Origin of the sequence: Methanosphaera sp. BMS (assembly GCF_003268005.1) — an archaeon.
Classification (GTDB): Archaea; Methanobacteriota; Methanobacteria; order Methanobacteriales; family Methanobacteriaceae; genus Methanosphaera.
On record NZ_CP014213.1, the window covers coordinates 2,700,291 to 2,717,549 of the forward strand.

Genomic DNA, 17,259 nt, shown 5'->3' on the forward strand with positions numbered 1-17,259 from the left:
ACTCTATCAATATATTATGAATATAAATACACTATTACTAAATAAGTTTAATAATATTAATAAAGGTATGTATAATTTATTTATTGATGGGTATTACTAAGAATAAAATACATTAAAATCGGTTATTTTTTTTAAATGTGGTTCTGGATGTTTCATTTAAAAATAGGGGGGAAATTATGATTACTTTGAAATTATAGAAATATCGTTTTTCAAAAAAATTTGGAGGTTAGGAAAGTAAATAAATTACTTATGTGATAGTCAATGATTTGGAGGAGTATTTGATTGGATTGGATTGTGTGTTTCCGTTGTAGTTAATTGTTATCTCATATACTCCAGGGTTCATGTAGTTTGGTATTGTGTATTCCCATTTTGCCAGTCCTTTTGTTATGTTTTTGGTTGTGTATACTTCTTCGAAGAATTCCGTGATTAATGGTACGGTTTTTCCATTTACTTTGAAGACATATTTTCCACTTATGACTGGTGTTTTGGTGTTTTTGTTGGTTAATGTTGCCGTTAGGTTCACAGCTTTACCTGGTGTTGCTTTGATAGGGTTTATTTTTACAACTACGTCCTGTTTGGATATGTTTATTGTTGAGTTGATGACTTTTGTGTTGTATCTGTAGTTTTCACCGAGGGTTATTTTGAATTTGTTTTCGCCCGGTGGTAGGTAGGGTACGATTATTTCGGTGTCAAGTATTGAGTTTGATACTGTGAGTGTTTTTACTGTTCTGTCTCCTAGTTTTATTGCTACTTGTGTGTTTCCGTAGATTTTGTTTCCGTTGGTGTCTGTTAGTGTTTGTTTGATTCTGATTTTTTGTTCACTTGTTCCGTTTAGTTTTATTGTGAATGTTTTGTATGTTCCTTTGTTAACTGTCATTTTGGTGCTGTTTTCTGCTCTGTTGAATCCTGTTTTTGAGAATATTGCTGTTACTGTGTATTCTTTTCCACTGTAGCTTGCAAGTGTCATTGTAAGGGTACCTTTACCGTTTTTGATGGTTATTGCGGATGTCTGTGTGTTGATGTCTTTTATGCTTAATCCGTTTATTTTAACTACTGCTGTTCCGTTTACTGCTTTTTTGGCAGTGTCGGTTATTGTTAGGTTGATTTTGATTGTTTTTCCTGTGTCAACCTTTTTAGGTGCCTGGATTGTGATAATGGCATCTTTTTTATCAAATGGGGATGTGTTGTTGAATACTGTGATGTTTTTTAGGTTTTTACCTACTTTAACAGCCTTGTCACCATACAGGTCATTTGCTACTAAATCATTGTTTTTAACACATGTATTATTGGTATTGTCTACACATACGCCTATTGATTTATTCTGTTTGTCAAATATTTTTATATTATTTCCACTTACAACCGTGTTATCGGCTTCAATCTGTACATGTATACCTGTATTTGCAGGTCTGATGTCTTCTACGATATAGTTAACGGTAGTTAAACTGTTACCTGTCAGGTTCATTTCATTATTGGTATAGTTGTTGTTTCCACAACGTGAACTACCAATACCCATTGAATATAAACCTTCTCCGGTTATGTTGTTGGAGTCATAGTTACTGTCAGAACATCTGAATACTTCAATACCATATGTAATTGTGGAGTTCAGTACAATCTTATTGTTTTTAACGGTTATGTTGTATGATGGTCCACCACCCATACAAGTGGTGATAATACCAAATCCTATAGCTTCGTTATCATCTGTAAAAACTGTTTTGTTAAAACAATAACCGTATACATCATTATTTGCTATTAAAGAATTGGTTACGCTATTACCCATCTGAATTCCATCAACATATCTTTCACCGTAAGCTGATACTTTGTTGTTGATTACTTTTACATCATCAAGGCATCTTAACACGTTTATAGCATAAACGAATCTGCCTTCAGTTACATTAACTGTATTGTTTCTGATGGTTATGTTGGATGGTATGCTACTTGGATCACCCTGTACTTCTATTCCATCAATTGAACCATAGTTTTCGTTTACTCCATCTTTAGCAAGTGTGGCAAATACCTTGTTGTTTTCGATTGTGGAATTAGCACCACTGGTAAAGATTCCTAAGGTGTAAGGTAAATCTTCACGGTCACCACTACCCCATGTGATATCTTTTGCAGGACCATATACCTTAACGTTGTTGTTTGCTATGAGTACATTGTTGGCTTCATTTTTTATACCTTCTGTTATGCCATCGGTTTTTGTTATACTGATATTGTTATTTGTTATTTTAACTCCTTCAGCCTCATTGAATATGGCACTATTAAATTCGTCGACATTTATATCAAGAATAGTAATGTTTGTTATCGTGTTGTTTCCTGCATCTTCGGTTATATAGATTTGTCCATTGTTAATTATTGAGTTTTTTTCTCCAATTAATGTGATTCCCGGTTTGTCTATGAAGAAGTTTTTTCCATTAAATTCTCCTGATAGTTTGATTGTATCATTTGCTTGAACTATCTTGGTCGTTGACCAATCATCTTGGGCGAAATATCGTCCATAGTTATCATCATTAACAGTATATGTTGATGATTTAATATTTTTGGTTTCTTTTGCAATATCCGATTGTTTTGTTGTCGTCAAATCAACATTATTATCCATACTCATGTCTGATATATCTGCTTCAACTTGAATGTTATCTGTTGATATTTGTGTTTCATCACTAGCAGACACAGCACTAAGTGTGATAATTAAAGCAATTAAGGATACGACAAAAAGAAGTGTTTTTCTTTTATTCATATCAATTACCTAATTTATATTTAATATAATCATCTATTAGACATAATTTTTTTAAAATATTAAAAATTAATTGATTATATGATATTACTTATGTCTAGTTTTTATTATTATATTTTATTATAATTATCTGATTCACTTCAAAAACTTTATATTGAAGGAAAAACTTTTTAAAAAAAGTAAATGCCTGTATTATGAATAATAAATTAGTGTAATTCATTTTTAGGGGTTGATTTAAAAAAATAGTATATTTGACATAACATCAGGATATAAAAGCAGATGTATCCATCAATGTTATGTTTTGAAGTCGAGGCGAATTCTTAATCTTTTTTGCCCATATCTATTTTATGATAAATTGGTACCACAACTAAGTTTAATTTAACTCTTAGCCATGGTATTTATCTGTTCTATTGTCGGTCGTGTCAAAACCTTCCGCATATGATTTCTAAGGGTGTACTTATATTATTTTTTAACTTTAATTATTAATAATGTCATATCATCAAATTGTTCCATGTCTTTGGAAAAATTATTTATGTCACAGATTAAACTATTTATTATGTCCCCGTTTTTATTTGTGTTTATATGATGCAATATTCTTTCTTCACCATATAATTCATCATTGGCATTTTGAGCATCTGTAATTCCATCCGTATAAAGAATCATTTCCTCTTCCAATTCAATTTCATGATTAGTATACTCATAATCCTCCCATACTCCTAGCACTATCTCCGAATCAATATCAAGTAATTCATAGTTTTCATTGTTTTTTATTATTGGAGGTGTATGGCCTGCATTGGCATAGGTTAATTTATGAGTTTTATTGTTGTATATTGCTAAAAATAATGTGATAAACATCATCTCTGTATTGTTTTCACAAATCTGATTGTTCACATCAGTTAACACTTTACCCGGATTAAGTTCATTTTTTATCAGCAGTTTAATTGACTGTTGGGTAATTATTGTAACTATCGCCACTGGAACACCCTTACCTGAAGCATCACCAATGACAATCATGGTATTGTCCTCATCGATTTCATAGAAATCATAGAAGTCTCCACCAACTTCCCTTGCAGCCCTGCAATAACCTTCTACTTTGATATGCTTGTTGTCTATGATGTTTTTGGGTAATGTGGCTAGCTGTATGTTGTGTGCAATATTCAATTCTGTTTCAATACGTTGTTTTTCCGATTCAAGATGTTTTAAGTTTTCAATATAATCATTGTTGTAATTAATCAAGTCAGTATAACTTCTTGAAAGAATACCTATTTCATCATCCTGATCCACATATTCAGAGTAAATATCCAATAGGGTATCCGATTCTATCTTTTCATGTTTTTTAATCAATGTTCCTATTGTTGAAAATGATTTTATTGGAGTTACAATCTTATCCTCAATATACTTCAATATTAACAATGCAGGTATGAAAAACATTAGAATAATCACATCTATTATCAATAGCATAATCAAATACTGTTGGTTTGTTGCTATGAAATTTAATAAACTTGACAATCCATCTCTTAATGGGCTAAATATTACCGTAATCTCAACAACCAATACTATCAACGTTACTGTGGCGAAGTAATTCATTATTTTTTCAGGAATCGATACATATTCTATCTTGTTCAGGTATTTGATTGGTTTTTTAATGTATATGATTAACAATATTATCGTTACGATTGTAAAAAGCATATTAAGATTATAAGTATTATATGAAAAATCGGATATAATATTTATAATTACACTGATTGCTATTATATAATATATTATTACATATTTTTTTTCATCGTATGTTTTTTCAGATATTTCAGGAGTATATGAAAAATCCTTTAATTGACTTATCAACATGAATATAATAGTGAATAGGAATGCATAGTTAACAAAATTTGTAAAGTACTGTAATCCTATATGGAAATTCAAACCCATTGACTCAGGATAGCACATCTCAATTATGTTCGCGGTCAATGTTGAATATAACAATCCACATTCATTTACCATGATTATCAGATAAATCATGTTATATATATTGTTCAATCTGGGTTTGGTAATTGGGAATCTTTTCGGATTCTTAGTATACCATAATTTGTAGGCCAAGTATGATACTAAAAAACTCACAATAGCAGATAAGACGGCTAGTTGTATCGAGTAACCTCTAAACAAGTCACAGATAAAATTGGCTATTACAGCACCTATACAACCGTATGGACCGAAGAATAGTCCGGAGATAAATAATATTCCCAGATGTGGATTTAATTCTCCACCAAAATTTGGGGCAGTAACTAAATAGAAGTAACCCAAATCAAATATCATCATCAGAATAAACGGTATAATAAAATTTTTTATTTTATCTTTCATATTTTCACATTTTTTATTATTGTCATATGATTTTTGTTATCTTTATATTCATAATACATTTCATCTGCAAGATTTTTTACCAGATGGATTCCTAAACCCCCAATTTTTGCATCTTCAATGTTGTCTGGAAGTTCAGGAGATTCAACTATCAACGGATTGAATTCATTTCCGTCATCTTCGAATTTAATCGTCAGCATATTTTCATCCAACTCAAAACTTGCTATTATATAGCTGCATTCGGAGTAATTGGCTATGTTGACGAATATTTCTTCAATAATTAATCGGACATCAAAGTTATTTAAATTAAATTCTTTTTCGAAAAATTCATTCAATCTATTTAACTCTTCTATTTTGGGATATAATTTAATGGATTTCATTGTATCGTCAATAATTTATCAAACCCTGACATTCTGAATATCTCTTTTAGTGTTTCATTAACATTTATGATTGTTAACGGTGTGTCAGTGCTTTTTAATTTCTTTTGTGTGGCTATTAATAAACGTAGTCCAGCACTTGAAATGTATTCTAATTTTTCAAAGTCTAATGTTAGCGAATCAATGTTTTTGATATCTTCATTCAATGATTCTTCTAGTTGCTGTGAAGTAATGGTATCTATACGACCTTCCACTTGTACTGTTAAATCGTTATCAGAATATGTCTTATTAATGTTCATTTATATCAGTCTCTTTTTAATCTTTATTTTACAATTTACAAAAGATTATTGTATGATTATATGTCTATACTTGTTTATAATTATTTTTTTTTACAGTTATTATGGTACTGTTTAAACCTAATACTCGGGTATAATCTATCTTGTCTGCTATTTTATTTAATACGGATATGTTATCGAACTTTAATTGATCTGATTCAATAACAGGGTTATATTCAACACCATCATCCTTTATGGATAAGATAATCTCTTCTTCATTATCCTTAAGGTATAAATCAATAGTTCCCATAGATTCATTTAATTGAACAATGTTTGTTAATATTTCTTCCACTGCAAGACTTACACGGGTTGAATCAAGGTTATCTCCAAGATATTTGTTAATTTCACCGGATAATCCAACCGCTTCTTTGATGTTGGCATTTATTGTGTAATCAATGAAGTTCTTTTCATCCGATGATTTGTTTATGAATAATCCATGATATTTTCCGTCGCTTTTTTTGTTAATGTATCTGGAATATCCGATTATGCATAGCAATACAGCTACTTCACTAACAAAAAATGAAAGCCATATTCCCAAATCACCCAATGCAAATACTAATATTACAAGTGATATCAATGGAAAGATTAAACCCTCAATAATTTGCATGATATTTGCTATCTTATCCTTTTGTATGGCCTGTGCATAGAATATATACAGGAAATTAATTCCCAATGCAAGAAAACTTAATGAGAATAGTCGAACTGCATTCATTACATATGGGATATATTCGGGGTTTTTTACCTTAAATAACAGCAGTAATATCTGAGGATAAATTGTAAGTATTGCAACAAAGACTAAGCTTACCACTATCATCATCTTCAAAGACTTGCTAGTCACATAGTCCACTCCAAGGTAATCCTTTTCCTTATAATAAACGCTTACAATAGGTGACATTGACTGTGCTATTCCAATAATGAATATTGATATGATAAACAGGCTGTTATAGCACATGTTAAATGCAGCTAATCCAAGTGCACCTGCTATGTTTAATAGGATTATGTTGATTACATACAGCTTAATTGTAAGATATAACTGGGTTGATGCAGTTGAATACCCTGACTTACATATGTCCTTCAGGTACTTAATCATTGATAAAACACTTATTTTAATAAATTTAAGCGTTCTTGACTTTCTAAAGAAGTATGTAGACATGCATATTGAACCGATAATGAAACTGGTGGTGGTTGCTAATGCAGCACCTTCCAAACCTAGATTCAGGTAGGATATGAATATCACGTCTAATACCAGATTGCTAGCATTTGATATTACAAGTGATATGAATGGAAGCTTTAAAAATCCATCCGCTCGTATAAAGTAACTCATTGACATCATATAGCACAGGAATGGTATACCTAATATATAGTACTTGAAAAATTGACCTACCAATGGTCTTAAGCTATCTGAAGAACATAATACATGCAGTATGTTGTTGGAAAACAGTAAGCAAATCACTGTAATTACTATTCCAATAATAATCATGGACACTATCGATGAAGTGAATAGTTCATCACTTTTTTTGTTATCGAATTCCGCCTTTGCTATAGAACAAACTAGACTGCCCCCCAAGCCTATCATCCAATATAGTAAATTCAGTAAAGTTGAAACGGGTTCAATAATCTGCATAACAGATAGGTTTATAACCCCAATCAGCATGCTAACCAATATTGAATCTATAAATATACTGATGTTACCCGCCATTGAAGTAAAAAGTGTGGGAATTAAAAATTCCCTAAACTTAGTATTAATCAAATCATAATTTCTTTTATACATTCAAAATACGCCCTCTTAAAGTATGTCGTCGATTAGAAAAAATCCACATCACGTAGGTGCTTGATGAAGTTATAGATGTACTCCTTATCAATGAGTGGCCATACTATGCCCATACGATATAATGATTGGATTGTGAATTTATTGTCCACGGGAAGCCATTTGCTTTTAATTTGACCTTCACCGACATTGGTGATGATACCTGATAATGCATCCTGTTTGGTTTCATCATTAAGTGCATCTTGCAGTGCTTCCTGATACTCCTCCTCTTCACAGCATTCAATATTAATATTTAAATCCCTGATTATCTCGATAACATCCGCAAAAGTTACAGTATGTGAATTATATGTATGGAATACCGTACATTCTTTTGGTGTTTTTGATAATTCAACAATGGATTTGGCTGTAATGTCAATAGGGCTGAATTCAACAGGATTATCCAACATGTCATATGACATTTTACCGATATTGACAAATGCCTTGAGTCTGTTTATAAATCCATTGGATTGATAATTGATTTGGAATTCACTGTCGGAGCTTCTTGCCATCAGGTTACCGGCACGCATGATTTTAACATCCATGTCATCTTCAACTGCCGCTTCAAGTATTGCACGTTCAGCAAGGAATTTACTGTTTAGATAAGCATTATCCAGATTTTGACCAATATACAGTTTATCTTCGGTAAATATTTCATCTTCCGGTGGGAAGTTATCTATACTTAAACCGGCAACACTATATGTGGAAACCTGCACATATTTACATTCTTTTAATTTGGCAAATTTAAGTCCATTGATTACTCCTCCAAGGTTAATGTCCTCGATATCAGTACTGTTGGAGAAGTGTTTGACGTTAGCTGCACAGTTGATGATGGTATCGACGTTATATGTCATCATCTTCTCAAAATCACTAAATGAGGTGATGTCTGCTTCAATAACATGCAGTCGTTTGCCGAACAATTCCGAATAATCCTCTGAGAAGTAATAGAAGAGTAATGACTTGAGTCTGTCCTCTCCGGATAAACTTCCATGTGATCTTACGAAACAATATATATTGCCGTCCTGAGTATTAATCAGCTCTTTAAATACGTGTATTCCTAAAAATCCTGTAGCACCTGTAAGCAATATATCTCCAAGTGAATCATCCATGTCTTTATTGACAAGATACTTCAAGTTGTTCTTTTTAAGTAATTTATTTATTTGTTCATAATCATACTTGCTTTCTTCCGCAACTTTTGTTGACGCACCATTGTATACGAAATCCGCTAATTGTCTTGGTGTAGGATTTTTAAACACGTCACCATAGTAGACTTCATAATTCCTGTTTATTGCGGCCATCGTAATTTTTGTAACAAGCAGTGATGTACCACCTATCTCGAAGAAATTATCCGTTACGCTTACCTTGTCTAAGTCCAATATTTCTGCAAATGCATTGGCAAAGAATGCCTCAACATCATTTTCAGGAGCAACATATTTTCTTATTAATTCAGGTTCTGGAAGATTCTTAAGATCTGTTTTTCCATTTAATGTCTGTGGCATCTCATCCAGTTGCATGTATACTGTTGGAACCATGTAATATGTTAATTTCTCAGATAATGATTTTTTCAATTCATTAATATCAAATGAGAATTCATTGGATTTTCTGTGTGCATCAAAGTATTTGTCACCAACGGTAAAGTATGCACATAAATGCTGATTGTTTTTTATCTTTCGTACAACAACTGCAACATCCTTTATGGCTTCATACTTAGATATGGCAGATTCAATTTCTCCAATTTCTATTCTTAATCCTCTGAGTTTTATCTGATTGTCTAAACGTCCCTGTATGTAAACATTTCCATCATCTGCTCTTTTTGCAAAGTCTCCTGATTTGTAGAATCTGACGTTGTTTATTTCAGTGTATGCTTCTTTGTTTTTCTCCGGACGATTGAGGTATGCTCGTGACACACCACTACCTGCAATGTATAGTTCACCGATTACATTTGAAGGAAGTGGATTTGAGTCATAGTCCATAATTTCTTCATGAACATTAAACAATGCCTTTCCAACTGTTATGTTTTCATTTTTAAGTTCCACGGTGTTACAGCTGATGGTTGTTTCCGTCGGACCATAAACGTTAAATAGTTTGGCATCGGTCTTTTCTCTTAACAATTCGTATAAGCGTTTAGGGAATGCTTCACCTGCAATGGAATAAACCTTGAACTTGTACATTTCATCTTTTATTTCATCTATATCCAGGTATTGGAGTAAACGTGATGGTGTAGCAGTGTAAACGGTAACATCATACTTTTTGATAAGATCCAATGTCTTTTTAGGGTCCTTGTATTCATCATCATCGGCAAATACTACCGGAACACCATTTAATGTTGCACACATCAGTTCATGTAGGAATAAATCGAATGCTACTGTGGCATTGGATAGTACTCTGTAGTCTTCTTTTTTGTAGTTTGTTGCCAGTTCATATGTGTACACATTATCTGGGTGTGGGTACGTGAAGTTTGCCAGGTTTCGATGTTCCAGCATTACTCCCTTAGGTACTCCTGTTGAACCTGAAGTATATATCAGGTATGCCAAGTTTTCCCCTTTAACATCACTTTCAGGATTTGATGTATTTTCCTCTTCCAATAAATCATTGATATCCAGCAGATGTTCTTTATATTCACTTAAGTCAATGTTTTTGATTTCAACGATATCGTCCGTTATTATGTATTTGGAATTACTGTCTGTCAGTACGTGTTCTATTCTGTCTTTAGGATAGTCTGAGTCTATTGGTATGAATGCAGCTCCTGCCTTTAATATTCCAAACATTGATGCAATAAAGTTGCTGTTTCTTTTTAAAACAATCATGACCTTATCTTCTACACCAACGCCTAGTTTGATTAGTGCATTTGCTATCCTGTTTGCCTTCGTATTTAGCTGGTTGAATGTGTATGTGCCGTCACTGGCATATAATGCCATGTCTTCACTATTTTCTTTGACACAGTTTTCAAATATTTTATTAATTCTGTATTCTGGTATTGCTTCGATTTCAATGTCATCAATTGATATACAGTCTTTTTCTACTATTGAAATGCTATTTAATGGAGTGTTTTCATTGTATGTGATGAATTTATTTAACACTATATTAAAACTATCTACAAAGGTATTTATCAAATCATCAGAGTATAATTCATTGTTGTATTGACATATGACCTTATATTCATCTCCAATATCCTCTATTTGGACACCCATATTGAATTTTAAGAAGTTATAATCTATAAATTCACGTTTTACACTTCTCGAATCTATTTCAATGTTTTCATTAATCATACCCTGATAAGTATAAAGGAATTCCGGGGTTATATCATAATCGCTGGAAATCTTCGTTAATGGATATGAAGAGTATGTTAATACGTTTAACCATTCCTCATTTATATAACTTAAGTAATCGCTGATTGACAGTTCTGTATTTAACTTTAATGCTAATGGTAATGTTTTAACCATCATTGCCAGAGTCTTTTCTTGTGCTTTCGTGTATCTTCCATTGGAAAGGGTTGCTATTAATACATTTTTATTATATACAAATTTTGATAATACAAATGATGTAACGGCCATGAATAGATTGTTTGGATTGATGTTGTGTTCATCACAGAATCTGTTAATATCCTCCTTTTTAAGATAACTGGTTTTTTCCAGAGATACTCCATTCTCCTTTTGGCCATTTAAATCAGGAGAAATAAGAGTAGCTTCTTCAAACTCCTTGATTTTATCAAAGAAGAATAGTTCGGCCTCTTTATAAAGGTTTGATTTTTCTATTTTTGCTTCGTTTAATGAATATTCAAATCCGTCAATTTCTTCTATTGTGTAATCTTTGTCATCATAGATTTTGGCTATTTCATCAAAGAATATGTTAAGTGATGTACCATCCATTATGATATGGTGGAAATCCGCTAGCAATGTGGTATTTTCACATATTTTAAAGCGGAATAATGGGCCTTCATCAAGTACAAATGTTTTTACAAAGTTGTCTTCATCCGCAGGATCATCCGTTATTTCAACAAATTCGTCTATTGTAAGGTTATCTCTTCTTTCCTGATATACTTCTCCATCATTCATGATTATCCTGGTTTTTAGATATGGATGATTATTGATGGCTGTTATAATCGCTGATTTTAATTTATGAGGGTCGATTTCACTACCAAATTCAATTTTAATCGGCATGTTGTATGATAAATCTTCCGGTTTTTTAACGCACTCGAAATATACTCCCAATTGATTAGGGGTTAACGGATACATATTTTGTGTATCATATTCTTCTATTTTGTCCTCTTTGATTAGCATTGAAATTTTTTCTATGGTCTTGCTTTTCATTACTTGAGTTATCATCAGTTGGGTTTTAAATTCCTCATAAATCTCAGATACTACTTGCATCATGGTTAATGAGGTTAGACCTATGGTAAACAGGTCGGTATCCACACCGAATGAGGATATATTCAGAATTTCTGAGATGATGTCCCATAGTTTTTCTTCAATTTCATTGCTTGGGTTCTTGTAATTATCAATGTCTGTCTGTGGTTCTGGCAAGTTCTTCAAGTCAACTTTATCATTTGGCGTTCTAGGGAATTTATCTAATTCAGTAAAGAACGTTGGAATCATATAATAGACCAATGAATCTTCTAATTTTTCCCTGAGCTTGTCTATGTCGATAGAATACTCATCATCTTTCTTGTATTCCTCATAAACTGTGTAGTAGGCACATAAGTAATCGTTATCATTAATGTTTCTTACCACAACGGCAACATCTTTTATTGCTTCACATTTGGATATGGCTGATTCAATTTCTCCAATTTCAATTCTCAAACCTCTAAGTTTAATCTGATTGTCTAATCTTCCATAAACATATATTTGTCCATCTAAACCTCTTTTTGCAAGGTCTCCTGACTTATAATATCTGATGTCGTTTATTGTCGTGTATGATTTGGCATTGTTTTCAGGACGATTGTGATATGCACGTGACACACCTAAACCTGCTATGTACAGCTCACCAATAACATTTGTTGGCAGTGGATTTGAGTCAAGATCCATTATCTGTTCTTTGACATTAAATAGTTCCTTTCCAACTGTGATGTTATTGTTGCTAAGTAATGCTGTGTTACAACTTATTGTGGTTTCCGTTGGTCCATATACATTGAATATATGGGCATCAGTATTTGCACTTAAATCCTCGTATAATCTGTTAGGGAATGGTTCTCCTGCTATAGCATATACTTTAAACTTAAGCATGTCCTTTCTTATCTGTTTAATCTGCAGATATTGGAGTATTCTTGAAGGGGTTGCAGTATAAACGTTTGCTTTGTATTTTTCAACAAGTTCCATGGTGGCTTTAGGGTCTTTATATGTGTTGTCATCAGCCAGTACTATAGGCACTCCATTCAGCAATGAACACATTGTTTCTTCCAGGAATACGTCGAATGCTACTGTGATTGTTGACAGTACCCTGTAGTCTTCTTTTTTGTAGTTTGTTGCCAGTTCATATGTGTACACATTATCTGGGTGTGGGTACGTGAAGTTTGCCAGGTTTTGATGTTCCAGCATTACTCCCTTAGGTAGTCCCGTTGAACCTGAAGTATATATCAGATATGCTAGGTTGGATTCGGTCACATTGGTTTCCGGATTTTTGGTGTTTTCCTCTTCCAGCAAATCATTTATATTTAACAAGTAATTGTTGTATTCGCTTAAATCTAAATTTTTAATCTTTATTATTTCATCTGTTATGATGTATTTGGAATTACTGTCTCTTAAAACGTGTTCTATTCTGTCTTTAGGATAGTCTGAGTCTATTGGTATGAATGCAGCTCCTGCCTTTAATATTCCAAACATTGATGCTATGAAGTTACTGTTTCTTTTGAGTATTATCATAACCTTGTCTTCAATATTAACTCCCTTTTTTATAAGTGCATTTGCTATTCTGTTTGCCTTGTTATTCAATTGGTTAAATGTGTATCTGCCATCACATGCATATACTGCTACATCATCACCATTTTCTTCTACACATGATTCAAAAATCTTATTTACCCTTTTTTCTCCAATATCAATGTATTCAAGATCAGTTGGTGTCCAGTTATCCTCTTCGGTAATGGATATCTCTTTTAATTGTGTATTGTTGTACAGTGTTATGAATTTTTCAACTACAATTCTTATGGAGTTAAGTAGTATGTCAATGTATTCATCTGAGTATAATTGATCGTTGTATTCACAGTTGATGTTATATTTATCATCTATCTCTTCTACATTTATCATTATCTTGAACTTGACTCCTGAATCTCCTATAGCTTCTCTTTTAATGGTCATTCCATCCATATGTATATCTTCAATAATTTTTCCTTGATAGGCATATAATATTTCGGGTGTTATGTTAAGTTCATCAGAAATTCTAGTCAACGGATATGATGAGTTTGCAAGAACATCCAACCATTGATTGTTAATATAATGTAGATATTGCTCTATGGTAAATGAACTGTCTAAATTTAATGCAAGTGGAAGGGTTTTAACCATCATTGCCAGTGTTTTTTCCTGATATGGATTAAATCTGCCATTTGAAATTGTAGCTATTAACAGATCTTTATTATATACAAACTTTGAAAGTACCAGTGATACCACAGATAGGAATAGGTTATTTTGACTGATGTTATTTTCATGACAGAAATTATCTATCTTATCCTGATTAAATAAGATGTCCTTAACTTTAACATTTGCTAAATTTTCATCACCATTAATGTCTTGAGGAATAACGGTTGCTTCATCAAAGTCTTTGATTTTATCTTCAAAGAATTTTTTAGCTTCATTGAACTTATGGGATTCTTCCATCTTCAATTCATTCAGTGTATATTCATAACCATCCATTTGTTCTAATTCGTAATCCTTGTCATCATATATCCTGGCTATTTCATCAAAGAGTATATTTAGGGATATTCCATCCACTATCAAATGATGGAAATCGGCAAGTAACATATTTTTTTCCACAATCTGGAATCTGAACAACTTTTCTTCATCAAGTTTAAACGGCCTTACAAACTCATTTACATTAAGCTCATCGGTTATCTGGATTAATTCATTGATATTTGAGTCATCATCTCTTTTTTGATAGATTGTTCCATCTTTCATTACAATTTGTGTTTTGAGATATGGATGATTATTTATGGCCTGGATGATTGATGATTTAAGTTTGTCCGGGTTGATTTCATGTGTGTATCTCATCATCTTTGGCAGATTGTATGTTAAGCTGTCAGGGTTTTTCATACAATCAAAGTATACTCCCAATTGGTTTGATGTTAAAGGGTAATATTCCTGTTTTTCATATTCGACTTTTTCTTGACTGCTTATCTGGGATGCGATTTCTTCAATGGTTCTGTATTTTAAAATATCGGTCACATTTAATTCTATCTTAAGATTTTTATACAGATGGGTTATCAGTTTGATAACGGATAATGATGTTAAACCAATGCTGAAAAGATTGGTATTGACTCCGAATTTGTCAGTGTTCATGATTTTGGATACAATTGAATATATCTCTTCTTCAATATTATTTCTAGGCAGTATGATTTCCTCATCTGTTACAACTGGTTCGGGTAGTTTCTTGAAATTAATCTTACCGTTTGGCGTTTTAGGGAATGTATCAAGTTGGGTATAATATGATGGAACCATATAATCCGGAAGAGTTAGGCCTAGTTGTTCCTTGAGTTTATTTATGTCAATCTCATTACTTGCAGTGTAATATGCACATAAGTGTTCCACATCATTTACCTTTTTAACCATTACTTTGCTTAATGTGATGTTTTCATAGTTACTGATGGCAGTCTCTATTTCGGATAGTTCTATTCTTAAACCTCTAAGCTTAATCTGGGTGTCATTTCTTCCTAAAACATACAGTTCTCCATACTTATCTTTTTTACCTAAGTCTCCGGTATTATAGTAGGGGATGTTGTTTATTGTGGAAAATACTTTATCGGTCTGTTCTTGATTGTTAAGATATCCTCTTGCTATTCCCGCTCCACCTACATAAATTTCACCGGTAACATACGGGGGGAGTTGATTTCCATCAATATCCATGATTTTATCAACTACATTTAGCATAGACCAACCGGCGGTAACATTAGGATTATCCATTAACTTGTAATGTGATGCAATTGTAACTTCTGTAGGTCCATATGAATTATATATTAAAGCGTCGGTATACTTGGATAAGTTATCATATAATACAGGTGGGAATGACTCTCCACCTACAATGATTATTTTACACTTTTTGACAGCTTCCTGAATTTCCTTAAGTTCCAAGTACTCGAGCAATCTTGTTGGTGTGGATCCAAAACCATCCGCGGCAGTCTTTTCAAATAATTTAACCAGTTTAAGTGGATTGATTGATTCCTCATCATTAGCAAATACCACAGGCAGTCCATTTAAGATAGTACCAAAGATTTCCCTTAGGAATACTATAAAAGATACGGTTGAAATTGATATGAATTTTTCACATGCATGATTGAGTTGATATATTGGCTGATTTTCCTCTACATTGGCAATGTAGTTTGATATTCCCCTATGGGTAATCATAACTCCTTTAGGTTTGCCTGTAGAACCGGATGTGTAAATTAGGAAACACAGATTATCCGGATTTAAATTAACAGGGGGATTACTGTCGTCATTGTTATTTAATAGTTCCTCTACATTTATTCTATTTTCGCCATCATAGTCAATATCCTTACTTGTTATAACATATCTTGAATCACTATCTTCAAGTATCTGATTTATCCTTTTTTCAGGATATTTTGGATCAATTGGTATAAATGCCGCTCCTGCTTTAACAATTCCCAGTACTGTAGCTATCAGGTCGCTGTTTCGTTTCATCATGAACATTACTTTGTCTTCAACTTGCACGCCTCTTTGTATTAATCCATTGGCAATCTTATTTGCTTTACTATTTAATTGGGAATATGTGAAATTACCATCCTCTGCATATAATATTGTCTTATCAGGATTTTCTTTGACTGCATTTTCAAATATCTTATTAATCAATCCTTCATTGGCCAGTTCGATTTTAAAATCTTCATCCATATCCATCTCTTCAACAATAGAAATGTTTTTCAATAATTCATTTTCATTGTTGAACTTAGCAATCAATACATTTAAAGCATGTAAAAATGCATCAATTAGTTCTTTTGAATAGGATGAGGAGTCATATTCCACAATTATCTTTTCATCGTCGTATGATAATATGAATTTATAACTTTCCTTTGAATAGTCACTTGTTGCAAATAAAATTTCGCTTTCAAAGTTTATTTCTTCATCATCGGAATAATCATTGTATTTTGTTTTAAAATCAGTGAGATATTCACTTACAGATAAATTTGTATTGAAATGATATCCTGCTGCTTGTCTGTTATAAGTTATCAGAATATCTTTTGAAAAAGAGAATTTTACAAGATTAAATATGAATATTGCAAGTAATATGTTATCTTTTGCCATTTCATATTTGTCTGTTAACTCATTAATTTTATCCTGGTATTCAATTGTTGATGTTAAATAACTTGTTTGGCTATCTTTTACATCGGGTGAAATTGTTGTCGGATAATCGAATGAATTTATCAATGTATAAGTATTGTCTGGTTTATCAATTTTCATATGTATCCCATAATCATTTATTAATTAAGTTTATGTTTAATCAAATATT

6 protein-coding genes are annotated in these 17,259 nt (G+C 32.3%); all 6 read right to left on the reverse strand.

What is annotated here, in order from left to right:
- Positions 1-247: 247 nt before the first annotated feature.
- The gene (locus AW729_RS10370; RefSeq protein WP_112125046.1) at positions 248-2,734 is read right to left on the reverse strand and encodes a hypothetical protein; all 2,487 of its coding nucleotides are present in this window, start codon (positions 2,732-2,734) and stop codon (positions 248-250) included.
- Positions 2,735-3,193: 459 nt separating this feature from the next.
- A complete protein-coding gene (locus AW729_RS10375; protein WP_112125047.1) occupies positions 3,194-5,083 on the reverse strand; it encodes a SpoIIE family protein phosphatase in 1,890 nt (629 codons plus the stop codon).
- Entirely contained in the window at positions 5,080-5,415 is a 336-nt protein-coding gene (locus AW729_RS10380) for an ATP-binding protein (RefSeq protein WP_162685897.1), read from the reverse strand. Before AW729_RS10380 ends, AW729_RS10375 begins: the two co-directional genes overlap by 4 nt.
- Positions 5,416-5,456: 41 nt before the next feature.
- The gene (locus AW729_RS10385; RefSeq protein ID WP_112125049.1) at positions 5,457-5,756 is read right to left on the reverse strand and encodes an STAS domain-containing protein; all 300 of its coding nucleotides are present in this window, start codon (positions 5,754-5,756) and stop codon (positions 5,457-5,459) included.
- Between the two features lie 64 nt (positions 5,757-5,820).
- A complete protein-coding gene (locus AW729_RS10390) occupies positions 5,821-7,563 on the reverse strand; it encodes an MATE family efflux transporter (RefSeq protein WP_112125050.1) in 1,743 nt (580 codons plus the stop codon).
- 32 nt (positions 7,564-7,595) lie between these two features.
- Positions 7,596-17,210 (reverse strand): non-ribosomal peptide synthetase, encoded by a 9,615-nt coding sequence (locus AW729_RS10395; protein WP_112125051.1) that lies wholly within the window; start codon positions 17,208-17,210, stop codon positions 7,596-7,598.
- Positions 17,211-17,259: the final 49 nt, after the last annotated feature.